This window comes from Pseudogemmobacter sp. W21_MBD1_M6, from assembly GCF_052119585.1.
Lineage (GTDB): Bacteria > Pseudomonadota > Alphaproteobacteria > Rhodobacterales > Rhodobacteraceae > JBGQOJ01.
In genome coordinates this window covers 820,027-846,712 of the sequence record NZ_JBGQOJ010000001.1, presented here as the reverse complement: position 1 = coordinate 846,712, position 26,686 = coordinate 820,027, and the positions used below count along the sequence as shown (strand labels likewise).

The 26,686-nt window shown below is 57.3% G+C and carries 24 protein-coding genes; 16 read left to right on the top strand and 8 right to left on the bottom strand.

The window, feature by feature from the left end; all coding sequences use genetic code 11:
- The first annotated feature begins 88 nt into the window (after positions 1–88).
- The 8 genes from regB to trxA all read left to right on the top strand — a co-directional run bounded on the left by regB (position 89) and on the right by trxA (position 12,058).
- Positions 89–1,486, top strand: coding sequence for a sensor histidine kinase RegB (gene regB / locus ACEN2R_RS04010; protein ID WP_442039402.1), 1,398 nt, complete (start codon positions 89–91; stop codon positions 1,484–1,486).
- 72 nt (positions 1,487–1,558) lie between these two features.
- Positions 1,559–3,145 (top strand): PAS-domain containing protein, encoded by a 1,587-nt coding sequence (locus ACEN2R_RS04005; protein WP_442039400.1) that lies wholly within the window; start codon positions 1,559–1,561, stop codon positions 3,143–3,145.
- A gap of 40 nt (positions 3,146–3,185) precedes the next feature.
- Positions 3,186–3,659: a tRNA (adenosine(37)-N6)-threonylcarbamoyltransferase complex ATPase subunit type 1 TsaE gene (gene tsaE / locus ACEN2R_RS04000; RefSeq protein ID WP_442039398.1), complete on the top strand. Its 474-nt coding sequence runs from the start codon at positions 3,186–3,188 to the stop codon at positions 3,657–3,659.
- On the top strand, positions 3,652–4,680 hold the full coding sequence (locus ACEN2R_RS03995; RefSeq protein ID WP_442039396.1) for an aminoglycoside phosphotransferase family protein: 1,029 nt from the start codon (positions 3,652–3,654) through the stop codon (positions 4,678–4,680). The genes tsaE and ACEN2R_RS03995 overlap by 8 nt, the downstream gene beginning before the upstream one ends.
- Positions 4,656–5,351 carry a nucleotidyltransferase family protein gene (locus ACEN2R_RS03990; RefSeq protein ID WP_442039394.1) on the top strand — a complete coding sequence of 232 codons (696 nt, stop codon included), beginning with the start codon at positions 4,656–4,658 and terminating at the stop codon, positions 5,349–5,351. Before ACEN2R_RS03995 ends, ACEN2R_RS03990 begins: the two co-directional genes overlap by 25 nt.
- Positions 5,344–8,289 carry a double-strand break repair protein AddB gene (gene addB, locus ACEN2R_RS03985; RefSeq protein ID WP_442039392.1) on the top strand — a complete coding sequence of 982 codons (2,946 nt, stop codon included), beginning with the start codon at positions 5,344–5,346 and terminating at the stop codon, positions 8,287–8,289. Before ACEN2R_RS03990 ends, addB begins: the two co-directional genes overlap by 8 nt.
- The gene (gene addA, locus ACEN2R_RS03980; RefSeq protein WP_442039390.1) at positions 8,286–11,681 is read left to right on the top strand and encodes a double-strand break repair helicase AddA; all 3,396 of its coding nucleotides are present in this window, start codon (positions 8,286–8,288) and stop codon (positions 11,679–11,681) included. The genes addB and addA overlap by 4 nt, the downstream gene beginning before the upstream one ends.
- 56 nt (positions 11,682–11,737) lie before the next feature.
- Positions 11,738–12,058 (top strand): thioredoxin, encoded by a 321-nt coding sequence (gene trxA, locus ACEN2R_RS03975; protein WP_442039389.1) that lies wholly within the window; start codon positions 11,738–11,740, stop codon positions 12,056–12,058.
- A gap of 48 nt (positions 12,059–12,106) precedes the next feature.
- On the opposite strand, the gene ACEN2R_RS03970 is transcribed toward trxA, so the two are convergent.
- Positions 12,107–13,024 carry a hypothetical protein gene (locus ACEN2R_RS03970; RefSeq protein ID WP_442039388.1) on the bottom strand — a complete coding sequence of 306 codons (918 nt, stop codon included), beginning with the start codon at positions 13,022–13,024 and terminating at the stop codon, positions 12,107–12,109.
- A 98-nt stretch (positions 13,025–13,122) separates the two neighbouring features.
- On the opposite strand from ACEN2R_RS03970, the gene hslV reads away from it, so the two are divergent.
- Both hslV and hslU read left to right on the top strand, forming a co-directional pair.
- Positions 13,123–13,680: an ATP-dependent protease subunit HslV gene (gene hslV, locus ACEN2R_RS03965; RefSeq protein WP_442039386.1), complete on the top strand. Its 558-nt coding sequence runs from the start codon at positions 13,123–13,125 to the stop codon at positions 13,678–13,680.
- A complete protein-coding gene (gene hslU / locus ACEN2R_RS03960) occupies positions 13,677–14,984 on the top strand; it encodes an ATP-dependent protease ATPase subunit HslU (protein ID WP_442039385.1) in 1,308 nt (435 codons plus the stop codon). Before hslV ends, hslU begins: the two co-directional genes overlap by 4 nt.
- A gap of 59 nt (positions 14,985–15,043) precedes the next feature.
- Here hslU and ACEN2R_RS03955 read toward each other — a convergent pair whose 3' ends face one another.
- Genes ACEN2R_RS03955 through ACEN2R_RS03945 form a run of 3 tightly spaced genes read right to left on the bottom strand, consistent with a single transcriptional unit; the run spans position 15,044 to position 17,351 of the window.
- Positions 15,044–15,649, bottom strand: a complete 606-nt coding sequence (locus ACEN2R_RS03955; protein ID WP_442039384.1) for a Smr/MutS family protein — start codon at positions 15,647–15,649, stop codon at positions 15,044–15,046.
- A 2-nt stretch (positions 15,650–15,651) separates the two neighbouring features.
- Positions 15,652–16,686, bottom strand: a complete 1,035-nt coding sequence (gene mltA, locus ACEN2R_RS03950) for a murein transglycosylase A (RefSeq protein ID WP_442039383.1) — start codon at positions 16,684–16,686, stop codon at positions 15,652–15,654.
- A complete protein-coding gene (locus tag ACEN2R_RS03945) occupies positions 16,683–17,351 on the bottom strand; it encodes a Tim44/TimA family putative adaptor protein (RefSeq protein WP_442039382.1) in 669 nt (222 codons plus the stop codon). The genes mltA and ACEN2R_RS03945 overlap by 4 nt, the downstream gene beginning before the upstream one ends.
- Before the next feature lie 107 nt (positions 17,352–17,458).
- On the opposite strand from ACEN2R_RS03945, the gene ACEN2R_RS03940 reads away from it, so the two are divergent.
- Positions 17,459–17,938 carry an FxsA family protein gene (locus tag ACEN2R_RS03940; RefSeq protein ID WP_442039381.1) on the top strand — a complete coding sequence of 160 codons (480 nt, stop codon included), beginning with the start codon at positions 17,459–17,461 and terminating at the stop codon, positions 17,936–17,938.
- A 58-nt stretch (positions 17,939–17,996) separates the two neighbouring features.
- Positions 17,997–18,491 (top strand): protein-export chaperone SecB, encoded by a 495-nt coding sequence (gene secB / locus ACEN2R_RS03935; protein WP_442039379.1) that lies wholly within the window; start codon positions 17,997–17,999, stop codon positions 18,489–18,491.
- On the opposite strand, the gene dnaQ is transcribed toward secB, so the two are convergent.
- From dnaQ to ACEN2R_RS03915, 4 genes are read right to left on the bottom strand one after another with little or no spacing between them, the layout of a single operon-like run.
- Positions 18,488–19,186, bottom strand: a complete 699-nt coding sequence (gene dnaQ, locus ACEN2R_RS03930) for a DNA polymerase III subunit epsilon (RefSeq protein ID WP_442039377.1) — start codon at positions 19,184–19,186, stop codon at positions 18,488–18,490. The two genes, secB and dnaQ, sit on opposite strands and share 4 nt — an antisense overlap.
- Positions 19,179–19,784 (bottom strand): dephospho-CoA kinase, encoded by a 606-nt coding sequence (gene coaE / locus ACEN2R_RS03925; protein ID WP_442039375.1) that lies wholly within the window; start codon positions 19,782–19,784, stop codon positions 19,179–19,181. Before coaE ends, dnaQ begins: the two co-directional genes overlap by 8 nt.
- Complete coding sequence (locus ACEN2R_RS03920; RefSeq protein WP_442039373.1) at positions 19,781–20,617, bottom strand: shikimate dehydrogenase; 837 nt, start codon at positions 20,615–20,617, stop codon at positions 19,781–19,783. The genes coaE and ACEN2R_RS03920 overlap by 4 nt, the downstream gene beginning before the upstream one ends.
- On the bottom strand, positions 20,614–21,213 hold the full coding sequence (locus ACEN2R_RS03915; RefSeq protein ID WP_442039371.1) for a Maf family protein: 600 nt from the start codon (positions 21,211–21,213) through the stop codon (positions 20,614–20,616). The genes ACEN2R_RS03920 and ACEN2R_RS03915 overlap by 4 nt, the downstream gene beginning before the upstream one ends.
- 425 nt (positions 21,214–21,638) lie before the next feature.
- On the opposite strand from ACEN2R_RS03915, the gene hemJ reads away from it, so the two are divergent.
- The 4 genes from hemJ (at position 21,639) to mnmG (ending at position 26,684) form a co-directional block, all read left to right on the top strand.
- Complete coding sequence (gene hemJ, locus ACEN2R_RS03910) at positions 21,639–22,091, top strand: protoporphyrinogen oxidase HemJ (protein ID WP_442039369.1); 453 nt, start codon at positions 21,639–21,641, stop codon at positions 22,089–22,091.
- A gap of 119 nt (positions 22,092–22,210) precedes the next feature.
- Entirely contained in the window at positions 22,211–23,482 is a 1,272-nt protein-coding gene (gene rho / locus ACEN2R_RS03905; protein ID WP_442039367.1) for a transcription termination factor Rho, read from the top strand.
- 31 nt (positions 23,483–23,513) lie between these two features.
- The gene (gene mnmE, locus ACEN2R_RS03900) at positions 23,514–24,803 is read left to right on the top strand and encodes a tRNA uridine-5-carboxymethylaminomethyl(34) synthesis GTPase MnmE (RefSeq protein ID WP_442039365.1); all 1,290 of its coding nucleotides are present in this window, start codon (positions 23,514–23,516) and stop codon (positions 24,801–24,803) included.
- A gap of 12 nt (positions 24,804–24,815) precedes the next feature.
- Positions 24,816–26,684, top strand: coding sequence for a tRNA uridine-5-carboxymethylaminomethyl(34) synthesis enzyme MnmG (gene mnmG, locus ACEN2R_RS03895; RefSeq protein ID WP_442039363.1), 1,869 nt, complete (start codon positions 24,816–24,818; stop codon positions 26,682–26,684).
- The last annotated feature ends 2 nt before the right edge of the window (positions 26,685–26,686 follow it).

Below are 26,686 nucleotides of genomic sequence, written 5' to 3'. Positions count from 1 at the left end.
CCCTTAGCGTGGTCCAAAGCCCGTTGAACGATGTCAGGTGCAGCAGTAGCAGTTGTTTTGGCAGATGCAATTGGACCAAGGCGCGCAGATGGCAAACCCCACGACAAAGTTATTCAATCAAGAAGCCCGCAGCGATTGGTTGCGTCTGCGCACCCTTATCTTGCTGCGCTGGATGGCGATCATCGGGCAAATAACGACAATCGCCGTCGCGCATCAGGTCTATCACATCCGGCTGGAGTTGGGATATTGCGCCTTCGCTGTCGGCACATCCGTCGTCATCAACCTGATCGCGTTCTTCGTTTTCCCGCAAAACAAGCGGCTTTCACAAAACGGTGCCTCGCTTCTATTGCTGTTCGACATCCTGCAGCTTTCACTTTTGCTTTTTTTGACAGGCGGTCTCAGCAATCCTTTTGCGATGCTGATCGTGGCGCCGGTTATCATTTCCGCGACCGCGTTGCAGTTACGGTCAACCGTCTTGCTGGCTCTGGTCGCGATCGGAATGACCACGCTTGTCGCCCGGGTTCATATCCCGCTGCGCAACGAACTGGGGTATATTCTGAAGGTGCCGGATGTCTTTGTGTTCGGGTCGTGGCTGGCGATTGTCATCGGCATTGTGTTCATCAGCCTTTACGCCCGTCGCGTCACATCTGAAATGCACTCGATGTCGCAGGCCCTGCTTGCAACCCAGATGGCATTGGCCCGCGAGCAGAAGCTGACCGACCTAGGTGGCGTGGTCGCCGCAGCCGCGCATGAACTGGGAACGCCCCTTGCCACAATCAAACTCGCCAGCGCCGAACTGATAGACGATCTGGCTGACCGCCCCGACCTTCAGGAAGACGCGCAACTGATCCACGATCAGGCAGACCGCTGCCGCGATATTCTTCGCTCTATGGGGCGGGCGGGAAAAGATGACCTGCACATGAGAAGCGCCCCTGTGGCGACGGTCATCAGCGAAGCGGCAGAACCGCATTTGGGACGCGGAAAGGTCATCAAGTTCAGCGCAGCGCCAATCGAGGGCAGCAACCCGCGCCAGCCAACCATATTGCGGCGTCCTGAAATCATCCACGGCGTCCGGAACCTTGTGCAGAACGCGGTCGATTTTGCAGAACACACTGTCTGGATCGAAATCGAGTGGACAAGTGACCTTATCCTGCTGCGGATCGCGGACGATGGCGCAGGCTTTCCGCCCCATATGCTTGGCCGCATCGGCGACCCGTTCCTGCGGCGGCGCAAGTCCGACACCGAGCGCGCCCAGCGCCCCGAATACGAAGGCATGGGGCTGGGCCTGTTCATCGCCAAAACCCTTTTGGAACGCTCCGGCGCAGAACTGACCTTTGCCAACGGCTCTGATCCGTTCCTTATTGCCGACGAGCGTCCCTTGCGAAGCGGCGCGATTGTCGAGGTCGTTTGGCCACGCGATGCGATTGCGCCGGCGTCCATGGCCGATGGCACGCCGCTTGGGCTGAATGTTCCGTTCGAAATCTGACTTAACCACGCATTAACGTTTCTTGCCCAAGACTGAAGCAACAGGAATGTCTTCAGAACGGGGAAGCGGTATATGCAATTGCCGGACTATAAAATCGTCTTGCTCGTTATTGTCGTGTCCTTCGCTGCGACAACCTTTGCCCTGCTTCTTTTGTCAGCACTGACCGCACCTGCCAAAAAGACCGCGCGGGCGCTTTTGTCAGAGGCGATGAACGAATGCGTTTTCATCTTCGACGACGAAACCCTGATTGACGCCACGCCTCGTGCGCGGCGCATCCTTGCCACGGGGCCAAGGGGCATGTCGGACTGGGCTCGCTTTGGCGTCATCTTCGGCCCGCGCTTTCCAGACCTCAGCGACAAGATAGGTGGCCTTGCGGAAGCGGGGCAACTGCAATGGACAAGCGCAGATTCGCCTGTTGTGAAACTTTACGCCGAATGGTGGGACGGATTGGCCCGGATTGTTCTTGATGAGCGGATAAGCGACGGGCCTCTGGTGGACATAGACAGGCAAAGCCTTGCTGCAATGGAAGAAGAATTGGATACATTGCGCGGCACGACCGACCACGCGCCATTTCTTGTCTGGAAGCAGGCCGTGAATGGTCAGATCACCTGGGCCAACCAGGCCTATCTGACACTCGCCGCCCGTTTTTACCCCGATGAGGACGTGCCGACATGGCCGCCCCGCGTCATCTTCCCTCCCGCCGCCGTCAAGGGTGATCCGCCAGCCGAGGGCCCAAGGCGCATCGCGTTGGACATACCCGACAAGACGGTCAGTTGGTACGAGATTTCCGCGCGCCAGATTGGCAACGAGACGCTTTGCTTTGCCGATCTTGTGAACGGAACCGTTCGCGCCGAAGACGCCCTTCGCAGTTTTGTCCAGACCCTGACAAAGACCTTTGCGCAACTGCCCATCGGGTTGGCGATCTTCGACCGCAAACGCCAACTGGTGCTTTTCAACCCTGCCCTTACCGATCTTTCGTCTTTGCCCGCCGAGTTTCTGATTTCAAAACCAACGCTTTATTCATTTCTGGATCGGCTGCGCGAGAAACGAATGGTGCCAGAGCCTAAAGACTACAAAACCTGGCGCGACCAAATGGCAGAACTGGAAGTCGGCGCAACCAATGGCACATTTGAGGAAAACTGGGCCTTGCCGACAGGGCAGACCTACCATGTCACCGGCAGACCACACCCCGACGGGGCCGTCGCGTTTCTGTTCGAGGACATCACAGCCGAAATTTCGCTGACGCGCCGGTTCAGATCCGACCTGGAGCTGGGACAAGCCATCATCGACAGTCTTGCAGAGGCGATCATAGTCTTTTCGCCAAATGGCGTTGTCGCGACAACAAACGCGGCCTTTGTGCGGCTGTGGGGGCTGGACCCGGATACAACCTTCGGCGACATGGTCATTTCCGATGTCATCGCGCATTGGAAAAACAAAAGCCTTCCCTCCGCCTTTTGGGATCTCGCACTACGCTTTGTCACCGGCCAGGATGGCAGGATCGACTGCAGCAAGGACGTCATGCTGTCGAACGGGCAAAACCTGCAATGCCGGCTACGGCCCCTTTCGGGCGGGTTCAGCATGGTTTCATTCGCCACTCTTTCCCCCGAACCCGTTGAAAAAACCGCTGCGTGGCCGGATCGTGTCAATATCGATGCGTGATGCCGCTTGCGGGCAGAACTGGGCAGGCTAATGTCGGGCAATGACCCAACAGCTATTCGACATTACCTTTTCCTCAGAGGCCGAAACCACCGATTTTGCCAGACGCCTTGCCGGACGCGTCGGCGCCGGTGACGTTATCCTGCTCGAAGGATCGATCGGTGCCGGGAAAACACATTTTGCCAGAAGCCTGATCAAGGCAAAGCTATCAGAGCCAGAGGATATCCCCTCGCCGACCTTCACATTGGTTCAGGTCTATAACGAGGGCGATCTGGACATATGGCACAGCGACCTTTACCGCCTTACACATCCCGACGAAGCGGTGGAACTTGGCCTGACGGACGCCTTCGAAACGGCACTATGCCTTGTTGAATGGCCGGATCGGCTGGGTGATCTTTTGCCCGCGGATGCGCTGGTCCTGTCGTTTTCACAAGGGTCCACCGACGAGTCGCGCCGGGTGATAGCACGTTCCGAATCGCCACAATGGCGCGCCCGGCTGGAGAGGCTGAATGACTGACAGAAACGCGCTGATCGACGCCTTCATTGCGAAAACAGACTGGGCGGGAAGCACCCGCTCCCCTCTCGCGGGCGATGCCTCGAACCGGCACTATGAACGGATTTTGTCCAACGACAGCGGAAAAACCGCCGTGCTGATGGATGCCCCGCCCGCCAAAGGCGAGAATGTTCGCCCCTTTCTTGCGATTGCACGTCACTTGACCGGCATCGGGCTTAGCGCGCCACATATCTTTGCCGAAGATATCGACGCGGGCCTTTTGATCATCGAGGATCTGGGCGATGACCTGTTCGCGCGTGTCGTCGTCAAATCACCAGAGCGAGAGCAAATTCTTTATGAAACCGCTGTCGACGCACTGGTGCAGCTGCACGCAGCCCCCATGCCCGACACCCTTGCACCCTACAGCCCTGTGGTTATGGCAAAGGTCGCGGCACTTGCCTTCGATTGGTATTTGCCGGGGGCCACAGACATGGCTGACGCCGACGCCTGCACCGCATTTCAAACAACGCTTCAGGCAGTTCTGAACCGACACACCAATGCCACGCCGGTTTTGATTCAACGGGACTATCATGCTGAAAACCTGCTTTGGTTGCCTGACAGGGCCGGCGCGGCGCGGGTTGGCCTTTTGGACTTTCAGGACGCCATGTCGGGCCACCCCGCCTATGACCTTGTGTCGCTGCTAGAGGATGCCCGCCGCGATGTGCCCCCGTCCCTTCAGCACGCCATGAAGGCGCGGTATATCGCGCAATCCGGTATGGATGCCGACGCATTCCAGACCGCTTATGCCTGCCTTGGCGCCCAGCGAAACCTGCGTATCCTTGGCGTCTTCGCCCGGTTGTCTATGCACTTCGGGAAACCGCACTACATTGACCTGATCCCACGGGTCTGGGGCCATCTTCTGCAAGATCTGGATCACCCCGCCCTGTCGGGCCTTCGCGACATGGTGCTTGCAAAGCTTCCCGCGCCAACCAACGACGTCCTGAAAAGGTTGAAAGACAAATGCGCGACCATCCCGACGCTGTAATGCTATTTGCCGCCGGTTTAGGCACGCGAATGGGCACACTGACCGCCTCACAACCCAAACCGTTGATCAAGGTCGCCGGTCGGGCGCTGATTGATCATGCGCTGGACCAGATTGAAACGGCGGGCATCAACCGGAAGGTCGCCAATTTGCACTATCTTCCCGATCCCCTGCAAACACATCTGGCGGGGCGCGACATCGCTTTTTCAATCGAAACGCCCGACATTCTGGAAACCGGCGGCGGGTTGCGTCATGCGCTGCCGTTACTGGGGGATGGTCCGGTTTTCACAATGAACACTGATGCGGTCTGGACCGGCAAAAACGCAATCGCGCAGCTGCGCGACCTGTGGCAACCAGACGAAATGGACGCGCTTTTGCTGCTTGTCGATCCACATCGCGCCTTCGGGCACAGCGGCAAGGGCGACTTTCTGCGCTCGGATACCGGCGAAATCAGGCGCGGGGCAGGCTATATCTACACCGGAGTGCAGATCATCAAAACCGAAGGTCTGGCGGCGTTTCCAGATCGCGGATTCTCGCTTAATCTGCTGTGGGACAGCATAATCGCGCAGGGGCGCCTGTTTGGCGCGGTGCACGACGGCACTTGGTGCGATGTCGGCCGACCCGAAGGCATTGCTATCGCCGAGGCCATGCTGAACGGCACGCCCGATGTTTGATCCGTCAGACAAGCCCCGTATTTTCGGACTTCCCCTGGGGGCCGACTTTCCCGTTTCCCTGATCGAAGGGCTGAACGAACGGATGGCGGGCCTACCCCCCGAGGCGATCGCCCGCGTCGAAATCTATGTGAACACCCGCAGGATGCAGCGGCGATTAAAAGACGTTCTGGCACAAGGGCCGGCGTCCCTTTTGCCCCAGATCAGGCTTCTGACCGATCTGGGGCAGGACGTGGCGATGGCAGATCTTCCGCCCGGCGTTCCCCCGCTGCGGCGACGGCTGGAACTTGGCGTTCTGATCGGACAGCTTCTGGAGGCCCAGCCCGATCTGGCCCCACGCGCCGCGATCCATGATCTGGCCGATAGCCTTGCAACCCTTATGGACGAGATGCAGGGCGAAGGCGTCAGCCCCGAGGTGATCGAAAACCTCGAAATTCCGGATCAGTCAGGCCACTGGGATCGCAGCCTGACCTTTATCCGCATCGTGCAGCGGTATTTTGGCGAAGAGGCGCGAAACGCGCCCGACAAAGAGGCCCGACAAAGGCTGGTGATCGAACGGCTGGTTGCGCGCTGGGCCATCGCGCCGCCGACGCATCCGGTGATCGTTGCGGGATCGACCGGATCGCGTGGCGCGACACAGATGTTCATGAAGGCGGTCGCCGCACTTCCTCAGGGGGCGCTTGTGTTGCCCGGCTATGACTTTGATCTTCCCGACCACGTCTGGGGCCGGCTGGACAGCGCCCTGACCACCGAAGATCACCCGCAATTCCGGTTTCGTCACCTGCTGGACGCGCTAGGGGCGAACCCCGTCGACGTGCAAAACTGGACCATGACAGAGGCCCCCAATCCAGCACGCAACAAGATCGTTTCACTGGCCTTGCGGCCCGCGCCGGTCACGGACCAATGGATGATCGAAGGGCGAACGCTTTCGAATCTTCAGACCGCTCTTGCCGATGTCACCTTGGTCGAGGCGGCGTCGTCACGCCTGGAAGCGCTGGCAATTGCGCTGCGTCTGCGGCAGGCCGCAGAGGATGGAACCATGGCCGCGCTTATAACGCCCGATCGCATGTTGACGCGACAGGTCACGGCGGCGCTGGACCGTTGGGGCATCCGCCCCGATGACAGTGCCGGGCAACCGTTGCCCCTTTCCCCACCGGGCCGTTTCCTGCGCCATGTCTCGTCTCTTTTCGGACAAAAACTGACGGCAGAGGATCTGCTGACCCTTCTCAAGCATCCCCTTGCCAATACAGGCGCCGGAGAGCGGGGAAACCATTTGCGCTGGACGCGAGAGCTTGAGCTTTCCTTGCGCCGTGATGGCCCGCCGTTTCCAACCGCAAGCAGCCTGATCGCCTGGGCCGCGCATAAGCCGGAAGACGGGCGCGACGTTTGGGCGCAATGGCTGGGTGACGTCCTGCGCGGTGTGGAAGAGGTCGGAACGCGGCCCCTATCGGACCATGTTGCGCATCACTTGTGCATTGCTTCTGCATTGGCTGCAGGCCCCAAAAGCGATGACGATTCCGAATTATGGGCAGAATCCGCCGGTCGCGAGACAACAAAACTGATCGGCGAATTGCAACGCGAGGCCGGGATCGGCGGCGACATGTCCGCCGCCGACTACAACAGCCTGTTTCGCGCGGTTCTGGAACGCGGCGTGGTGCGGGATGCGGTTGGCACCCATCCGAACATCATGATCTGGGGCACGATGGAGGCCCGCGTTCAAGGTGCGGATCTGGTTATTCTGGGCGGATTGAATGACGGAACATGGCCCGAAAGTGCAAAACCGGACCCATGGATGAACCGGCGGATGCGCCTGGAGGCGGGCCTGCTGTTGCCCGAAAGGCGGATCGGGCTGTCCGCGCACGATTTTCAACAGGCCGTTGGCGCGAAAGAGGTGTGGTTGACCCGCTCTATCCGCAGCGCCGAGGCAGAGACCGTTGCATCCAGATGGTTGAACCGGTTGGTGAACCTTCTGGACGGGCTAAAGCCACAGGGCGGATCAGATGCGCTGAAAACCATGCGCGAAAAGGGCCAATACTGGCTTGGGCTGGCCACTGCAATCGAGATGCCGGATGAGGCTGTGTCCTCTGCGCCGCGGCCCTCGCCCCGCCCACCTGTCGCGGCGCGGCCTAAACAGCTGTCCGTCACGCGCATAAAGACCCTGATCCGCGATCCCTATGCAATCTATGCCGCATATGTTTTGCGGTTGCGCCCGCTGGACCCTTTACGGCAAGCCCCCGACGCACCCCTGCGGGGCACAATCCTGCACGGCGTTTTCGAGCGTTTTGTGCGCGAAAGACCAGTCGAGACTCAGGTGCAGGCCCGTCGCCGTCTGATGGCCATTGCCGACGAGGTGCTTGCGGCAGAGGCCCCGTGGCCAACTGCCCGCCGCATCTGGCGGGCCAAGCTGGAACGCGTGGTGGATTGGTTTCTTGAGGGCGAGGTCACCCGAATGGCTCGTGCGCCTGAAAGCCTGCTGGAACGAAAAGGGGCTGCTCCGTTGGACACTGTCGATTTCACGTTGACCGCTAAGGCGGACCGGATCGACCGCGCCGAAGATGGCAGTATCTTCGTTTACGATTACAAAACCGGCGTGCCGCCGTCCAAAGACGAACAACTGTATTTCGACAAACAGCTGTTGCTGGAGGCCGCGATGATCGAACGAAACGCCTTTGAGGGGCTTGGCTACTCGGACGTTCGCGGGGCCAGTTTTATTGGCCTTGGAAGCGCGCCAAAAATTGTCGATGCCCCCTTGACCGAGTTTCCGCCCGCCAGGGTCTGGGACGAGTTCGAGGAACTGATCGGTCGCTATATGGAGCCGCAACAGGGCTTCACCTCGCGCCGCGCCATGCAAAAAGAGCGGTTCGGCGGCGACTATGATCAACTTGCGCGGTTCGGGGAATGGGATGCCACCAACGAACCCAAAGGCGAGGATGTGGAATGACCCGCCCCGATGACGCGACACTGCGCCAGATTGCGGCGGCGGACCCATCCGCATCAACATGGCTGTCGGCCAATGCCGGATCGGGCAAAACACGGGTTCTGACCGACCGCGTTGCGCGGCTGTTGCTAGAGGGCGTAATGCCCCAGAACATCCTGTGCCTGACATACACAAAAGCCGCCGCAAGCGAGATGCAGAACCGGTTGTTCAGGCGTTTGGGCGAATGGGCGATGATGGAAGACGACCGTCTTCTGGGCCAACTGACCGATCTGGGTGGTCGCAGCGCGATCACACCCGAAAAGCTGAGAGATGCCCGCACGCTGTTCGCGCGTGCAATCGAAACCCCCGGCGGGCTGAAAATTCAGACTATCCACTCTTTTTGTGCATCCCTGTTGCGCCGCTTTCCACTGGAGGCGAGGGTGTCGCCGACCTTCGTTGAAATGGACGACCGCGCCGCCAAACTGCTGCGAGAGGAGATCGTCGAAGGCATGGCCGACGGCACGCATGTCGGTCTTATCGACGGGATCGCGCGATATTATAGCGGCGAGGATTTCGGCGCGCTGACACAAGAGGTCACCAAACATCAGACGAAGTTCGGGCAGGATGCCGCGGCGATATGGGCGTTGTTCGGGCTGGATCCCGGGTTTACCGACGCAGATCTGGTGTCGGATGTATTTTTGGGAAACGAAGCGTCCCTTCTGGCGGATTTGCTTGTCGCGCTGCACGATGGGCTACCCACAGACAAAAAGGATGCGGCGAAACTTTCCACACTCGACACCGCCAATCTGATCGCCAGCGACCTGCCCGTTCTTGAGTCAGTGTTTTTGACGGGGGCCACCGCAACAGAGCCGTTCTGCGCCAAGATCGACAAATTTCCGACCAAGGCAACCCGCATCGCCCTTGGCGACCGGATAGAACCGCTAAATCAGTTGATGATGCGCGTAGAGCAGGCAAGAGACACCCGTTTGCGGCTCTATTCCGCCAGAAAAACGCTTGCACTGCATCAGTTCGCAGCAGAGTTCCTTCCGGCGTATGATGCCGGAAAGATGCGTCACGGCTGGTTGGATTTCGACGATCTGATCCTGAAAGCGCGGCAACTTTTGACCGATCCTGCCGTCGCGCAATGGGTGCTGTACCGGCTTGATGGCGGGATCGACCACATCCTTGTCGACGAGGCACAAGACACAAGCCCTGCGCAATGGGACGTGATCCGGTTGCTGGCGCAGGAGTTTACATCCGGTGAAGGTGCGCGCAGCAGCACAGAGCGGACGATTTTTGTCGTCGGTGATAAGAAGCAGTCGATCTATTCGTTCCAGGGTGCGGACCCGCGATCGTTCGATCGCATGCAGGAGTATTTCAACGACCGCTTGTCAGAGGCGGGTCGCGGCCTGCAATCGCTGTCGCTTGATTATTCCTTTCGGTCCGCGCAGCCCATCCTGACGCTGGTTGACACCACATTCCAACAGCGCGGCGGCAAGGGTGTCGGCGAAGGGTTCAAACACATCGCGTTCAAAACCGCGCTGCCGGGACGGGTCGATTTGTGGCCGCCCGTCGAAAAGATCGACGACAAAGATACACGCGACTGGTTCGATCCGGTTGATCGGGTTTCGGAAAGCCATCATTCATCAAAGCTGGCAAACCAGATCGCTGATGAAATCAAACGGATGATTGATGAAGGCGTCACTATTCCGGCTGAAATAGACGATCCGACCGGCAAGCCCCGGATGGCAGCACGCCGCGTGACCGCGGGTGACTTCCTTATTCTGGTACAGCGCCGTTCAGAGCTATTCCATGAAATCATTCGCGCCTGCAAAAGCCGGAGCTTGTCGATTGCCGGTGCCGATCGGTTGCGCGTCGGGGCAGAGCTGGCAGTCAAGGATCTGGCCGCGCTTCTTCGGTTTCTGGCGACGCCAGAGGATGACCTGTCGCTGGCAACCGCATTGCGATCGCCTTTGTTCGGTTGGTCCGAGGGGGCGCTGTATGATTTGGCCCATAAGCGGGGCAAAGCCTATTTATCCGCAGCCCTTCGCGACCGGAAAGCAGAGTTTGAGTCGAGCGTCAAAATCATAAACGAACTGCGCAATTCTGCCGATTTTTTGCGCCCCTACGACCTGTTGGAACGCATTCTGACCCGCCACGACGGTCGGAAAAAGCTGCTGGCACGCCTTGGAACAGAGGCCGAAGACGGGATCGACGCGCTTTTGACCCAGGCACTTGCCTATGAGCGAACCGAGGTTCCAAGTCTGACGGGTTTCCTGACGTGGCTGGACACTGACGAGGTCGATATCAAGCGCCAGATGGATACGGCCGGGGACAGAATTCGGGTGATGACGGTCCACGGCGCCAAGGGGCTGGAGGCCCCGATTGTCATCCTTCCGGATACGGCAAAACGTGACATCCGATTGAACGACGAAATCTACAAGATCGGCGAAACGCCCGTCTGGAAAAGTGCCGCGGCGGAAAGCCCGAAAATACTGGGCGATGCCCGCGACCAGCTGAAAGCCGCGCAGGAAGACGAAAGCATGCGGCTTTTGTATGTCGCTATGACGCGGGCAGAAAAATGGCTGATCGTTTGCGCTGCCGGCGACTTGGGCAAGAATAGTGACAGTTGGTATGACATTATCCGTCAGGGAATGGACCATTCCGGCGCTGTAGATTTCAAATTCGGCTTCGGGCAGGGCAGGCGGCTGGAACAGGGCGACTGGGCGCTGCCCGCAACTGAAATCAAGCCGCAGGCTGACGGGCCATTACCCCCGATTCCAGCCTGGGCCCTGTGCGCAGCCCCCGCGCCCGCGCCGTCGGACAAGCCGCTGGCGCCATCCGGTTTGGGCGGGGCGAAATCACTGGGGCAAGGCGCCGGCGGTCAGGATGACGAGACAGCGCTGCGTCGCGGACGGCAATTACACCGCCTGCTGGAGCATCTTGCGGCCTATCCGCAACCCGACTGGCCGCGTCTGGCGCAGGATATCCTGTCGACGGGCGAAGACATCTCTGACCCGACCGAAGCCGGTCAACTGATGGTCGAGGCAACGCGCGTTCTGACCGACACAGGGCTTGCCCACCTCTTTACGCCCGACGCCCTGACCGAAGTCGACATTTCCGCTGCGCTGCCGGAACTGGCCGGCGCCCGCATTCTCGGGGCCATAGACAGGCTGATCATCGGGGATGATCGCGTGCTTGCGATTGACTACAAGTCCAACCAATCGGTCCCCGCAACCGCAGGCGACGTGCCGCATGGGATTCTGGCACAGATGGGGGCCTATGCCGCAGCACTGTCTCAGATCTTTCCCGAAAGAGAGGTCCAGACGGCCATTCTTTGGACGACCTCGGCCACCCTTATGCCTTTGCCCCACAATATGGTGAGTGCGGCATTGCGGTCTTCCGCGACACCTTGACCTTGGCGGGGCGCGTCCATACGTTCCTGACAACAGACATCCCAAGGAGAATTACAATGGCCACCGTTGCAGTCACAGACGCCACGTTCGATGCCGAAGTCAAACAATCCACCATCCCTGTTGTGGTGGATTTCTGGGCCGAATGGTGCGGCCCATGCAAGCAGATCGGCCCGGCGCTGGAAGAGCTTTCCGCCCAGTTCGACGGAAAAGTCAAAATCGTCAAAGTGAACGTGGACGAAAACCCGAATTCGCCAGCCCAGATGGGTGTGCGCGGCATTCCGGCGCTGTTCCTGTTCAAGGACGGTCAGGTTGTGTCCAACAAGGTCGGCGCGGCCCCGAAAGCCGCATTGCAAAGCTGGATCGAAGACGCGATCTAGCGGATCGGAATAGACGAATTCGGGGCGCCTTGGCGCCCCTTCTTAATTTCAAACGACCCAACCCCGGTTTTGGACCATGGTCAAAATCTGCGCTTCCGCGTCCGGGTTTCCGGCGTTGATCGACATCTTTTTCAGAAACCAGAACAAATACCGGTCATAATCGGGCTTTATTTCGGTGACTTGCGCGAATGCCGCCTCGACACCGGTCCGGCCGACATTCGCGGCAATATGGTGGAAATCGATCTGCCCGAACAAAATCGCTGGCTTATGATGGAAAAACCCCGCTAGCGCGACAGAGGAATTCTGGGTGACGACGTAATCGCAGCCCCGCAACAGCTCTGCCATTTGTCCCTCGATGACCCTAAGGCGCGGCGTTGTGTCGGCCAGTTTCTGCACCGCCTGCCGCTCGGCGCCAGAGTAAACCTCGTTCGGATGAAATGTGACGATCACCTTGCGTGCAACGTCATGCTTCAGCGTCGCCTTGATCATGTCCAGCGGGCTACAGACCTGAAAGCTGCGGTGATCAAGGACGCGACCCTGCAACGGGATATAGACAAACCCGTCCTGCGTTGCCCGGTCCGGCCCGTCGTTGAACAGGCGCTTTTTCCAGAAGTTCGCAAATTGGGCCGCCTGTTTCCGGTTTATCGCCGCCGCGTCGAATGCGGCATGTGCCACGACCCACTCCCACCGCTTTGCAGAGCTTTCGATCCGCCAGAATGGATAGAAATACGCCCGCCGGGTTGTCAGTGCGCGGGGATGAAAGGGGTCATCCATATGAAACAGGGAATAGCCCTGATCGGATGCGGACCGAAGTCGGTTCTCGACCGTGTTCAAGGAATATCCAACAGAAAACCCCTGCGTTTCAAACGCTGCCCTGATCCGTTTCATGAAGTTGTGCTGGCCGGTCTCTGCCCGCTCTTTCATGCCGTCATCCAGATAGATGCAAAGGGTTTTTTTCTGATCCATGGCCTGCACGCTATCCAAGGGTTCCGCGCGGGACAAGGCAAAGCGGGTTGTTGTTGCGCGCCGGGATGTCCATATAATTCATGAACACGGAGGCACAGATGGCAGACGACAGATTTCCGGGATGGCACGGCACGACCATCATCGGCGTTAAGAAGGGTGGCGAGGTTGTTATCGCTGGTGACGGGCAGGTCAGCCTTGGCCAGACGGTAATCAAAGGAACCGCGCGTAAGGTGCGGCGACTTTCCCCCGGCGGGTACGATGTGATTGCCGGTTTTGCAGGATCCACCGCCGATGCGTTCACCCTGCTGGAGCGCCTTGAGGTCAAGCTGGAGGCAACCCCCGGACAACTGGCACGTGCAAGCGTTGAGCTGGCAAAAGACTGGCGCACGGACAAATACCTGCAAAAGCTGGAAGCAATGCTGATCGTCACGGACGGCACGGATATGCTTGTGATTACCGGCGCGGGCGACGTGCTGGAACCGGAACATCATGTTGCGGCGATAGGATCGGGCGGCAACTATGCCCTTGCGGCCGCGCGGGCATTGATGGGCACCGACCTGTCCGCCGAAGAAATTGCGCGCCGCGCGATGGCCATTGCCGCAGACATTTGCGTCTACACAAACGGAAACCTGACCGTAGAGAAGATCAAAACATGAGCGAACTGACCCCGCGCGAAATCGTATCCGAGCTTGATCGTTTTATTATTGGCCAATCCGACGCAAAACGCGCGGTCGCCGTTGCCCTGCGCAACCGTTGGCGGCGCAAGCAGTTGGGCGATGATCTGCGGGACGAGGTATACCCCAAGAACATCCTGATGATCGGTCCAACCGGTGTGGGCAAAACGGAAATCAGCCGCCGGCTGGCCAAACTTGCCCGTGCGCCCTTTATCAAGGTCGAAGCCACCAAGTTTACCGAAGTGGGCTATGTTGGCCGCGACGTGGAACAGATCATCCGCGATCTGGTGGATAGCGCGATTTCCATGACCCGCGAACACATGCGCGAAGATGTCACCGCCGCAGCCAAGGCCGCCGCCGAGGATCGCGTTCTTGAAGCGATCGCAGGCAAAGACGCGCGCGAGGCAACCCGTGACATGTTCCGCAAGAAACTGCGCAGCGGCGATCTTGATGCAACCATGATAGAGCTGGACGTTGCCGACACCGCAAACCCGATCTCGATGATGAACATTCCCGGTCAACCCGGCGGCGATATGGGCATGATGAACCTTGGCGATATTTTCGGGAAAGCATTTGGCGGGCGCACGGTGCGACGCAGAATGACGGTGCTGGAAAGCTATGATGTGCTTCTGGGTGAAGAGGCTGACAAGCTGCTGGATGATGAAACGGTCCATCGCGCCGCGCTGGAGGCCGTGCAGGAAAACGGCATCGTCTTTCTGGACGAAATCGACAAGGTCTGCGCCCGATCGGATGCCCGTGGCGCAGATGTCAGCCGCGAAGGTGTGCAGCGCGACCTGCTGCCGCTGATCGAAGGCACGGTCGTGTCGACAAAATACGGGCCAGTCAAAACCGACCATATCCTGTTCATCGCCTCGGGTGCGTTCCATATTGCCAAGCCATCCGACCTGCTGCCAGAGCTTCAGGGGCGTCTTCCGATCCGGGTCGAGCTGCGTGCCCTGACAGAGGGCGACTTTGTTCGCATCCTGACAGAAACCGACAATGCGTTGACGCTGCAATATTCCGCGATGCTGGCGACAGAAGGCGTCATCGTTCATTTCACCGAGGACGGGATCAAGGCGCTGGCGAAAATCGCCGCCGACGTGAACCAATCCGTCGAAAATATCGGTGCCCGCCGGCTGTATACGGTGATTGAGCGTGTGTTCGAGGAGTTGAGCTTTTCCGCGCCAGACCGATCAGGCGAAGAGGTGAACGTCGATGCTGATTTTGTCGAGAAAAACATCGGTGCGCTGAGCAGATCGACCGACTTGAGCCGTTACGTCCTGTAGAAGGGCCATCAGGGCCATGATCCCTAGCAAAGGGAGTATGGCCTTTTCCCAGGTGCTTTCTACTTTTGCCGCCGCAAATACACATAATAGGCGCCCGTGCCACCGTGCCGCAAATGCGCCTCTGTCACCTGAAGAACAACGGATCTAAGGGGCGGCAGCGACAGCCAGTGTGGAACCTGCTGTTTCAGAATGCCCCGACGGGTCGGAATTGGGCCGTTGTCATCACGGTCCTTCCCTTTCCCGGTGATCACCAGGGCCAGCCGGGTTCCGCCACTATGCGCATCCAGAATAAACCGGATCAGCACAGGGTGCGCTTGCGCGATTGTCATTCCGTGAAGGTCAATGCGCCGCTCTGGCAGCAGTTTGCCGCGCTTCAGCTTTGTGAAGGCCTTGGCGTCCATGCTGATCGGGTCCGACGCAAGCCTTTCCGACACGGTTGGGGCAAAGTTGTGCGGCGGAGCGGTTTCCATTGCGGATTGGCCCAACTGAAAGGTCTTGATACCCTTAAGCTTTTTCGCAGGCCGCGCAGTCGGTAATCCGGCCGGTAGCACAATTGACTCTGGCTGCATCGGGCGTTGCGGGTGCATGGGCACAGCGCGTTCGGTCACACGTTGCCACAGCTCTGCCTCGTCAGGGCGCAGGCCTCGTGGTTTCTTGCGGCACATCTTTATTCCTCGGGCAGCATGGCATAGGCGCGTTGTATTGGCAGAAGAACAATCATTCGGCCAGGGTCACGAACCCGCCCGGCTTTGCGACCGGCCTGCGCCCCCGTGCCAAAGAAAATATCCGCGCGCTGCGCCCCCTTGATCGCCGATCCGGTATCTTGCGCAACCATAAGGCGCCGAAACGCACCCGCGCCGCCCTTTTCCACCCAAACCGGCGCGCCAAGCGGGGTAAATGCAGGATCTACGGCAATCGTCCGCATCGGTGTAACCGACCGGTTCATCGCCCCAAGCGGCCCCTTATGTGCCGGAATCTCGCTGACCTCGCGGAAAAACACGAAGGACGGATTATGCCGCAACAGATCGGCGCCCTCCTGCGGGTTTCGTTTGACCCAGTTCCGGATCACCTGCGCAGACACCTGATGCGGCTGGTAAACGCCGCGCCGGATCAGCTCTTGCCCGACAGACCGATAGGGCTGACCGTTTGCCCCGCCATATCCGACCCGCAGACTTTGTCCGTCTTGCAGGCGCACCCGCCCCGATCCCTGAATTTGTAGAAAAAACACATCAACCGGGTCATCGACCCAGACAATTTCCAACCCGCGCCCCGACAAAGCATCACTTTGTTCGATCTCGGCGCGGGACAGCCAGGGAGAGGTTGAATTCGCCTCGGGTGGTTTGCGGTATAAAGGATACCGAAAGCGGGGTGTCTGTGTCAGTGACCCCGTCAGTTCAGGTTCGAAATATCCGGTGAACAGGGCAGGTGCGCCGTCATCGACCAACACGGGACGAAAGAATAATTCAAAGAAAGCCCTGGGGCTTGATTGCTGGCCTGCCAACGCACAAAGAGACGCCCAGTCGGGGTCTTTCAGATCAATGCAGGTCTCCATGAATGCATCCAAAGCCGCCTGATGGTCATCACTTTCCCAGCCGTTAAGGTCGGGAAAACGCAAAACGGATATGCTTGATTGCGCAGCCTGGGACGGCCCTGTCATGGCGAATATTGCCACGACGGCTGCTGCCCAGGCGACACGCTTCATCCGCCCGTTGCGACCAGCTGCCAGTTGGGGTCGTTGGTGCCCATCTGACGCGCAAATGTCCAAACGTCTTTCTGGCGTTTGATCGCGTTGGGGTTGCCCTCGACGATCTCGCCTTCGGCATTGCGGACAACGGTAGTCAGTTCGGCCACGAACTTTACCGTGATTTCGGCCTCGAACGTGGTGCTGTCAAAATCGGCGTCGGACAGCGCAAGTTCACGAATACCGATGAATTCGGTCTTTATGGTCAGCCCCCGCATTTCACGGTCCGCCACGACCTCGGCGAAAGTGTCATAGACATCTTCGGACAGGAACGGCTTGATCGCGGCCAGATCACCACGCTCGAATGCCATCAGGATCATTTCATATGCCCCACGGGCACCTTCAAGAAACGAGCCTACATTGAAAGACGGATCTACCGCCTTCATTTTCGTCAATGCCTTTTCGGCATTGCTACCCTCGGCGGCGTGATCTGTGATGTCTCTGTCAGGCCCGCCTTCGATCACCTCGAAATCACGGCGCCCCCCGCGAGAGCTTGCCTCGTCCTTGTCTTTCACCACGGGAGGTTTTTCAAAACCCTCGCGCGTGCCAAGAACATTCTTCAAACGAAGAATCAGAAATATTGCGATTCCAGCCAGAACCAGAAGTTGGACTACGGCAGAGCTCATTCGAACCTCGTTTCAGAGTAAATATGGTAACATGTACTTAAGGGACATATGTAAGTCAGGGTCGCGATCAAGTCCACTGCGGCCAAAGGACATTAAAAGAGGCTGATATGGTGTTGTTTTTGATCTTTGTTGCCGTCCCCCTGATCGAAATCGCCCTGTTTATACAGGTCGGCGGGCTTTTGGGACTATGGCCGACACTGGGAATCGTCGTCGCAACCGCCTTGATTGGCACTATTCTTGTCAGGGCACAGGGTGCTTTGGCTCTGAACCAATTGCGCAGATCGTTCGAAGAGCTGAAGGACCCGACAGAGCCTTTGGCCCATGGCGCGATGATCCTGCTGTCAGGCGCATTGCTGGTCACGCCGGGGTTTTTCACCGACACACTTGGGTTTCTTCTGCTTTTTCCACCGGTCCGGATGGCGGTGTACAAATATCTGCGGGCCCGCGTTCAGATGAAGTCGTTTGAGATGGGGGATCGGCCGCAGGCGCGGCCGCGCGCTGATTCTACCGTCATCGACGCCGAGTATGAAGATGTGACCCCCGATAAAAATGAACCCCGGCAGCCATCAGGTTGGACAAAGCATTGAGGGCCTGCACCCGAACTGCTAGAACCTGAACAATTATTTTTCGATCGGGAGTATGACGATGGCCGAAAACGGCAATGACGCACCAGCTGCGGCACCTCAGGTAAAAATGCAGGTTCTGGGACAATTCATTCGTGATTTGTCGTTTGAGAATATTCTGGTCCAAAAAGGGATTGATGGCGATGTTCAGCCAGATATTCAGGTGCAGGTCAGTCTGGATGCGAAAAAGCGCCCGACAGACCATCAATACGAGATTGTCACAAAGTTCAAAGTGACATCGACGAACAAGGGCACGGGTGCCTCGTTGTTCTTGCTGGAGCTGGATTACGGTGGCATTTTTCACGTCGAGGGCGTGCCGGAAGAGCAGATTCACCCCTTTTTGCTGATCGAATGCCCACGGATGCTGTTCCCGTTCGTTCGCCGGATCATCAGCGATGTGACCCGCGACGGGGGTTTCCCGCCGCTGAACATCGACAATGTCGATTTCCTGAACTTGTATCGGCAGGAAATGGCCCGTCGCGCCGAAGGCGAAGCCGAAAAGCCGACGCTGTCTTAGGACGAGGCCAGTTTTTTCCACAAAGCGCCGTCGCCCATTTTGTCTACAAAGGCAGAATGGGCTGCGGCTTCTTCATTTGTCAGCCTTGAGGGCAGGGGGGCCGCGCGCGTTCGTGCCCGCCATTGCGTATCCGGGGCGTCCGTCTGGCGGTTTTCAGCCACCGATGACAAGGCAAAGTCGGGTTGCCGGCCGCCAATAAGTTCCAGATAGACCTCTGCCAGAATTTCGGAATCGAGCAACGCCCCGTGTTTTTCGCGGGCAGAGTTGTTCACACCGAACCGGCGGCACAACGCATCCAGCGACGCCGGAGAACCCGGGAACTTTTTCCGCGCGATCATCAATGTGTCCAGCGCCTGATCCATCGGAATTGCCGGAAGGTTCATCCATTTCAATTCCGCATTCAAAAACTTCATGTCAAAGGCGGCGTTGTGGATGATCAGTTTTGAATCGCGGATGAAATCCAGAAACGCCTGACCGATATGTTTGAAAACCGGCTTGTCGCGCAGAAAATCGTCGCCTAGGCCGTGAACCTCGAACGCGGCCTGCGGCATCATGCGTTCAGGGTTGATATACTGGTGATAGGTCTCTCCGGTCGGGACGTGGTTCCACAACTCGACCGCGCCAATTTCGACGATGCGGTCGCCGTCATTCGGCTCGAACCCGGTGGTTTCGGTATCAAGAACGATTTCACGCATCGGAAAGCTGCCTTTTGATCTGGTCCACCAAGGATTGCACAGAGGCTCTGGCCCCTTCAAGGGTCAGCGTTTGAATAACATGGTCAGCGCGGGCGCGTTTTTCAGCGTCAGGCATCTGCCTTGCCAGCATCACGTTGAGCTGCGTCTCAGTCATGCCGGGGCGTTCCATGACGCGCGCACGCTGAACATCCGGCGGCACAGAGACAACGACAACCAGATCAACCAGCTTGTCAGCGCCCGTCTCCAGCAGGGTCGGCATATCCAGAACCGCAATCGGTGACGCGCAATTGTCGATAAAACGGGCGCGATCCTTCGCAAGAAGGGGCAAAATGGCCGCCTCAATCCGGCCAAGCGCATTCGGGTCTTTTGCGATCCGGTCCCGCAGAACCGCACGGCTGACCATGTCGTCAATCACGGCATCCGGATAAAGCCGCCTGATCGCCGCGACGCCCGCGCCGTCCTTTTCATAAAGCCGGTGAACGACCTTATCTGCATCCCAAACGGGAATGCCCTCATTCGCGAACAGCGCCGCCGTTGTCGATTTTCCCATGCCGATTGATCCGGTCAACCCGATCAGGAACGGCCTTTTGCGGCTCATGCGCCCAGAACCGCCCGGCGGGTGTCTTCGTCCACCTCTGGCCTGACGCCGAACCACCGTTCAAACCCCGGTGCGCCCTGATGCAAAAGCATGCCAAGGCCATCGACCGTGGTGCAACCTGCCCGCTCTGCTGCGTCAAGAAACCCGGTGCGCAGCGGGGTATAGACCAGATCGGTCACTACGGATGCAGGGCTCAAAGCATCAAGCGGAACACGGAACTCTGGCTTGCCGACCATTCCCAGAGATGTGGTATTCACGACGGTCGCCGCATCCTCGATCACATTTCCGGCCTGAACCCAATCCACGACGATGATCTTCGGCCCAAATTCCTGACGCAAGGCCTCGGCTCTTTGTCGGGTCCGGTTTGCCAGCCGGATTTCGGTTACGCCCACATCCAGAAGCGACGCGATGACAGCGCGCGACGCACCACCAGCACCAAAAACAACGGCGGGACCGGCCTTTGGCTGCCAATCGGGTGCGCCATGACGCAGGTTCTCTATGAACCCGTAGCCATCGGTGTTGTCCGCATGGATTTTCCCGTCTTCGCGGAAGATCAGCGTATTGGCGGCGCCGATCAGCGATGCACGGTCGGTGACCAGATCGGCAATCGCAAGAACCGCCTCTTTGTGTGGAATCGTGACGTTAACCCCGACAAAGCCCAGTTTTGGCAATGTATTCAAGACCTGCGGAAGATCGTCATGGGCCACATCCATCGGGATATAATGGCCCGCAATCCCGTAGCGTTTCAACCAATAGCCGTGCAAAATCGGGGATTTACTATGCGACACAGGGCTGCCCAGCAGTCCGGCCAACGGAATTCGCGTCTTGGTCATGTCGTCAAGGTTCCTCGTAATGTCAGGTAGGAAAGCATTTCCAGCAAAGGCAGGCCAAGGATCGTAAAATAGTCACCTTCGATCCGGGAAAAAAGCCGAACACCTTCTTCTTCCAGCTTATAGCAGCCGACAGAGTGGCGGATACTGTCCCAATTGCGGTCTATATAGTCGTCCATAAAAGCGTCGGAAAACTGTCTCATCTGCAATCTGGCCATGCCGGTATGGCGCCATACCGGCTTGGCGTCCTCATAGATCACCGCCGCGGACAAAAGCTGGTGACGGGTATTGCGAAGCGCTTCGAGCTGTTCGCGTGCTTGCAGGGGGGTTTCAGGTTTTGACAGGATCTTGCCGTTCACCTCTAGAATTTGATCACATCCGATGACCAGCGCGTCGGGGTGCTTTTCAGCCACGCGCCTGGCTTTATACTCTGCCAAAGCATCGGCAATATCCCGCGGGCCGGCACCCTCTGCAACAAGAGAGGCGCGAATGGCATCTTCGTCCACCCGGGCCACGACAACCTCGAACGACACGCCCGCGTTGCGTAAAAGCTGCTGCCTGATGGCAGAACCCGATGCGAGAACAAGGCGGTCGGTCATGTAGGTATCCCTGTGGATAAGTTTCGAGAGGAACCGCGGAAATTACGCGTTTTGTGGATGAAGGCGCGGGGCGGGTCAATATCGGTCAGTTCCGCCAAATCCGGGACTGTCTTATCAACAGTGGATAAGAACAACTTCATCTTGATGTATGAAGTGTAAATCCGGCAGGTTCCTGAAAACTATCCACTGCATTATTCACAAACTGATAAAATATAAGTATATGAAAATAAATGGTAAATTATAGAACACAGAGATCAAAACGCGGCGCGCGTTCAGTTATACACATTCCCGTTCTCTGTGCGTAACCCCATGGATATCTCGATAATCCACTGATATCCCCATGCCTACAAAATCATCATCCTTTTCTTTTCTATATATATTTATTTAGAAAGAGAGCGGGTGATCTGGGGACAAGGACAAAACGCATGAGTGATCTGTTGGCGAGCCTGTATCCCTGGGTGAAATCCTTGCATGTGATCTCTGTCATCACCTGGATGGCTGGTCTGTTCTATCTGCCGAGATTGTTCGTTTATCATGTAGAACAGGTTAAGATCGGCACAGAAACAGACAGTCTGTTCCAGACCATGGAATACAAGCTGCTTCGATTCATCATGAATCCCTCGATGATCGCGACCTGGGTTTTTGGTTTGATGTTGGTGATGACGCCCGGAATTGTCGACTGGACTGCCGTCTGGCCATGGACAAAAGCCATTTCAGTTCTTGCAATGACATGGTTCCATCATTGGCTTGGTCTTCGCAGGAAAGAGTTTATCGCAGGTGCAAACACCCGCACCGGCAGGCAATACCGACTGATGAACGAGGTTCCAACGATCTTGCTGCTTGTTATCGTTATTTCAGTGATCGCGCGGCCGTTCTAAGCATCGTTGACAAAAATCAGGTTTCGCCATAGTGAACATGCAAAGGACGCCGTCCGGCTTATCCTGTTTCCATATCATATAGACCACATGGCCCTTATGGCCGGTCCGGGGCATATCCAATGACCAAAGAGCGCTTGTCTCTTGCCGAGCTAAAGGCAAACACCCCTGCCAACCTTCTGTCGATGGCCGAAGAGCTGGAGATTGAAAACGCATCAACCATGCGCAAAGGCGAGATGATGTTTTCCATCCTGCGGGAACGCGCGGATGATGACTGGGAGATTTCCGGCGACGGCGTGCTTGAGGTCATGCAGGACGGTTTTGGATTTCTGCGGTCGCCAGAGGCAAACTATCTGCCCGGACCGGACGATATCTACGTCTCGCCTGAAATGATCCGGCAGTTTTCGTTGCGCACGGGAGATACAATCGACGGCGTCATCATCGCCCCGCGCGAGAACGAGCGTTATTTCGGTATGACCAGTGTGACCTCGATCAACTTCGAGGACCCTGAAAAGGCCCGTCATAAAGTCGCGTTCGACAATCTGACGCCTCTTTATCCCGACGAGCGGCTGAAGATGGAAGTCGAAGATCCAACGATCAAAGACCGGTCCGCCCGCATCATCGACCTTGTGTCGCCAATCGGCAAAGGCCAGCGTGCGTTGATTGTTGCGCCACCGCGGACAGGTAAAACCGTGTTGTTGCAAAATATTGCGAACTCGATCGAGAAGAACCACCCGGAATGCTATCTGATCGTTTTGCTGATCGACGAGCGGCCAGAAGAAGTCACCGACATGCAGCGCAGCGTGAAAGGCGAGGTGGTGTCGTCTACCTTTGATGAACCCGCAACACGTCACGTCGCGGTTGCGGAAATGGTGATTGAAAAGGCCAAGCGCCTGGTAGAGCATAAGCGGGACGTTGTCATTTTGCTTGATTCCATCACGCGACTGGGCCGCGCGTTCAACACTGTCGTGCCGTCGTCGGGTAAGGTTCTGACTGGCGGCGTTGATGCGAACGCCCTGCAGCGCCCAAAACGTTTCTTTGGTGCGGCGCGTAACATCGAAGAGGGCGGAAGCCTGACAATCATCGCCACGGCATTGATCGACACGGGTAGCCGCATGGACGAGGTCATCTTTGAAGAATTCAAGGGCACCGGCAACTGCGAGATCGTTCTGGATCGCAAGGTCGCCGATAAGCGCGTGTTCCCTGCGATGGATATTCTGAAGTCGGGCACCCGGAAAGAAGAGCTGTTGATTGAAAAGATGGATCTGCAAAAGACCTATGTTCTGCGCAGAATTCTGAACCCGATGGGCACTACGGATGCAATTGAGTTCCTGATTTCCAAGCTGAAGCAAACCAAGAGCAACGCAGAGTTCTTCGATTCGATGAACACATAACTTATTGTTTTAAAACAGTGGGTTAAATCCTATGGATACGATTTACGCCCTGGCGACCGCGCGTGGAAAAGCAGGTGTTGCGATTGTTCGCTTGTCCGGCCCTTCGGCACTGGCAGCTGTGGCCCGGCTGGCGGGAAGTCTGCCGCTGGATCGGGTCGCCGGGCTTCGCAAGTTGACAGACAGCCAAGGTATCCACCTTGATGACGCGCTCGTGCTGACGTTCAAGGGGCCACATAGTTTCACCGGCGAAGATACGGCGGAACTGCAGCTTCATGGCAGCCAGGCAACGGTTGCCGCTGTCCTAAGGACGCTCTCAGATATAGAGACATTGCGGTTGGCGGACCCGGGGGAATTCACACGGCGCGCATTGGAAAACGGGCGTCTTGATCTGGCACAGGTTGAAGGCTTGGCCGATCTGGTTGAGGCCGAGACTGAATCACAAAGACGGCAAGCGCTTAGGGTGCTTTCCGGGGCGCTTGGTGACAAGGCAGAGCGGTGGCGCAAGCGTTTGATCAGGGCGGCGGCATTACTGGAAGCAACGATAGACTTTGTTGATGAAGATGTTCCGGTTGATGTTTCGCCCGAAGTTCTGGAATTGCTGGATAGTGTGGTGGATGAGTTGCGGGTCGAATCCGAGGGCACGAAAATATCCGAACGAATTCGAGACGGGTTTGAGGTTGCGATTGTTGGGCCGCCGAATGCCGGAAAGTCGACATTGCTGAACGCTCTTGCGGGGCGTGAGGCAGCGATTACCTCGGAATATGCGGGAACAACCCGTGATGTGATCGAAGTGCGGATGGATCTGCGCGGGCTTGCTGTGACAGTATTGGATACAGCTGGCTTGCGGGAAACAGACGATGTTGTCGAAAATATTGGCATCGGCCGTGCGATCGAGCGCGCAAAAGCGGCAGATCTGCGCGTGTTCCTAAGGGATCCGGAGCAGACAGAGATTGACCTGACACCTGTTGATGGTGATATCGAATTGATTGGAAAGGCCGACTTGAGGCCTGATACTAAAGATGGAATTTCTGGTGTGACGGGGCAGGGTGTCTCGATTCTTGTGGACCGGATTGCTGCGGTTTTGCTAGAGCGCGCCGGCAGGGCGGCAACCGCCACACGAGAGCGCCATCGTATTGCGATCAATAAAGGGATAAGTGCTTTAGAAATCGCCCGAATCGAAGTAATGAACGGGCCTGACAGAGCTGAATTGGCAGCAGAGGATTTGCGCGCCGCGATTCGCGCAATGGATGCTTTGGTCGGCCGAGTTGATGTTGAGAATATTCTGGATGAAATCTTCGCAAGCTTTTGCCTTGGGAAGTAGGGAGTGTTTCACGTGAAACATTTGGACTTTGATGTCGTCGTTATTGGGGGGGGCCACGCGGGTTCTGACGCTGCGCATGTCGCAGCGCGGATGGGTGCGCGCACGGCATTGGTGACGTTGAAACGCGATGCGATCGGGGTCATGTCCTGTAATCCTGCAATTGGCGGCCTTGGAAAAGGCCATCTGGTGCGCGAGATTGATGCGCTTGATGGCTTGATGGGGCGCGTTGCGGACCGGTCCGGTATTCAATTTCGTCTTTTGAACCGGAGAAAGGGTCCGGCTGTGCAGGGGCCGCGGGCGCAGGCCGATCGCAAATTGTACCGTGAAGCAATGCAGTCGGAGATTTTTTCGACCCCGAACCTATCAGTTATTGAGGGGGAGGCCGTCGATTTTATCATGAACGCTGGCGATGTAGCAGGCGTTATTCTGCAAGACGGATCCCACCTGTCTGCGAAGTCTGTTGTGCTGACGACAGGAACCTTTTTGCGCGGCGTCATTCATATAGGGGATGTTACAAAACCGGGCGGGCGCATGGGCGACAATCCGTCCGTCCTGCTGGCGCAGCGTATGGACTCTTTTGGATTGACGCTTGGGCGCTTGAAAACAGGCACACCGCCCAGACTTGATGGAAAAACGATCAATTGGGATGTTCTGGATGAGCAACCGGGCGACGACGACCCGGTTCGTTTCTCGTTTCTTGCCCGGCTTCCGCTGCCAAGGCAGGTTTCGTGCGGGATTACCCATACAAATGAAAAGACGCATGACATCATCCGCAACAATTTGGCGCGTTCTGCGATGTATGGTGGTCATATCGAGGGCGTCGGGCCGCGTTACTGCCCATCTATCGAAGACAAAGTCGTTCGTTTTTCTGATAAGACGTCTCATCAGGTTTTTCTTGAACCAGAGGGTCTGGATGATGATACGATTTATCCAAACGGGATTTCAACATCCCTGCCTCAGGACGTTCAGGAAGACTACGTTCAATCGATCTATGGACTTGAAAACGCTAGGATTATTCAGCCTGGCTATGCCATAGAATACGATTATGTCGACCCCCGAAACCTGACCTCTTCGTTAGAAGTGAAGTCGGTTGCGGGGTTGTTCCTTGCGGGGCAAATCAACGGCACGACCGGCTACGAAGAGGCCGCTGCTCAAGGAGTGGTGGCTGGACTGAACGCTGCAATGCGCGCGATTGATCGCGGGTCTTACGTCTTTGATCGCTCTGAAAGTTACATTGGCGTGATGATTGATGATCTTGTAACGCGGGGTGTGACAGAGCCTTACCGCATGTTCACGTCGCGTGCAGAATTCCGATTGTCTTTACGGGCTGACAACGCAGATCAGCGATTAACTGCAATTGGCCGTGAAGTGGGCTGCGTTGGTGATGCAAGGTGGCAAAGTTTTTCAAGAAAATTGGATGAGCTTGATAAGGCAAAATCCCGTCTGACTTCGCTTTCTTTGACACCTAAACAGGTTGCAGCGACAGGTGTTCGGATAAATCAGGATGGCCAGCGCAGGAATGGTCTAGAGCTTTTGTCGTTCCCTGATGTCAGTTTCAACAACCTGATCGATTTTGATGCATCGCTTGACGATATAGGCGAAGAGACCCGCGATCAGATCGAACGTGATGCGCTTTATGTGAACTATCTAGACCGGCAGCGTCGAGATGTGGATGCTATGAAACGCGATGAAGCGCATGAAATTCCCGTTTCTTTTGAATATGCGCCGCTGGACGGTCTTTCAAATGAACTGAAGATGAAACTTGAGCGCGTTCGTCCGCGGACTTTGGCACAGGCCGGTCGAATTGACGGCATGACACCAGCTGCGCTGACGCTAATCCTTGCCAGGATTCGGCAGGGTGAGCGAAAGCGACAGGCGTAGGG

Coding starts and splice junctions, on each gene's coding strand:
- regB (WP_442039402.1), top strand. CDS start 89: ATGGCAAACCCCACGACAAAGTTATTCAATCAAGAAGCCCGCAGCGAT.
- ACEN2R_RS04005 (WP_442039400.1), top strand. CDS start 1,559: ATGCAATTGCCGGACTATAAAATCGTCTTGCTCGTTATTGTCGTGTCC.
- tsaE (WP_442039398.1), top strand. CDS start 3,186: ATGACCCAACAGCTATTCGACATTACCTTTTCCTCAGAGGCCGAAACC.
- ACEN2R_RS03995 (WP_442039396.1), top strand. CDS start 3,652: ATGACTGACAGAAACGCGCTGATCGACGCCTTCATTGCGAAAACAGAC.
- ACEN2R_RS03990 (WP_442039394.1), top strand. CDS start 4,656: ATGCGCGACCATCCCGACGCTGTAATGCTATTTGCCGCCGGTTTAGGC.
- addB (WP_442039392.1), top strand. CDS start 5,344: ATGTTTGATCCGTCAGACAAGCCCCGTATTTTCGGACTTCCCCTGGGG.
- addA (WP_442039390.1), top strand. CDS start 8,286: ATGACCCGCCCCGATGACGCGACACTGCGCCAGATTGCGGCGGCGGAC.
- trxA (WP_442039389.1), top strand. CDS start 11,738: ATGGCCACCGTTGCAGTCACAGACGCCACGTTCGATGCCGAAGTCAAA.
- ACEN2R_RS03970 (WP_442039388.1), bottom strand. CDS start 13,024: ATGGATCAGAAAAAAACCCTTTGCATCTATCTGGATGACGGCATGAAA.
- hslV (WP_442039386.1), top strand. CDS start 13,123: ATGGCAGACGACAGATTTCCGGGATGGCACGGCACGACCATCATCGGC.
- hslU (WP_442039385.1), top strand. CDS start 13,677: ATGAGCGAACTGACCCCGCGCGAAATCGTATCCGAGCTTGATCGTTTT.
- ACEN2R_RS03955 (WP_442039384.1), bottom strand. CDS start 15,649: ATGTGCCGCAAGAAACCACGAGGCCTGCGCCCTGACGAGGCAGAGCTG.
- mltA (WP_442039383.1), bottom strand. CDS start 16,686: ATGAAGCGTGTCGCCTGGGCAGCAGCCGTCGTGGCAATATTCGCCATG.
- ACEN2R_RS03945 (WP_442039382.1), bottom strand. CDS start 17,351: ATGAGCTCTGCCGTAGTCCAACTTCTGGTTCTGGCTGGAATCGCAATA.
- ACEN2R_RS03940 (WP_442039381.1), top strand. CDS start 17,459: ATGGTGTTGTTTTTGATCTTTGTTGCCGTCCCCCTGATCGAAATCGCC.
- secB (WP_442039379.1), top strand. CDS start 17,997: ATGGCCGAAAACGGCAATGACGCACCAGCTGCGGCACCTCAGGTAAAA.
- dnaQ (WP_442039377.1), bottom strand. CDS start 19,186: ATGCGTGAAATCGTTCTTGATACCGAAACCACCGGGTTCGAGCCGAAT.
- coaE (WP_442039375.1), bottom strand. CDS start 19,784: ATGAGCCGCAAAAGGCCGTTCCTGATCGGGTTGACCGGATCAATCGGC.
- ACEN2R_RS03920 (WP_442039373.1), bottom strand. CDS start 20,617: ATGACCAAGACGCGAATTCCGTTGGCCGGACTGCTGGGCAGCCCTGTG.
- ACEN2R_RS03915 (WP_442039371.1), bottom strand. CDS start 21,213: ATGACCGACCGCCTTGTTCTCGCATCGGGTTCTGCCATCAGGCAGCAG.
- hemJ (WP_442039369.1), top strand. CDS start 21,639: ATGAGTGATCTGTTGGCGAGCCTGTATCCCTGGGTGAAATCCTTGCAT.
- rho (WP_442039367.1), top strand. CDS start 22,211: ATGACCAAAGAGCGCTTGTCTCTTGCCGAGCTAAAGGCAAACACCCCT.
- mnmE (WP_442039365.1), top strand. CDS start 23,514: ATGGATACGATTTACGCCCTGGCGACCGCGCGTGGAAAAGCAGGTGTT.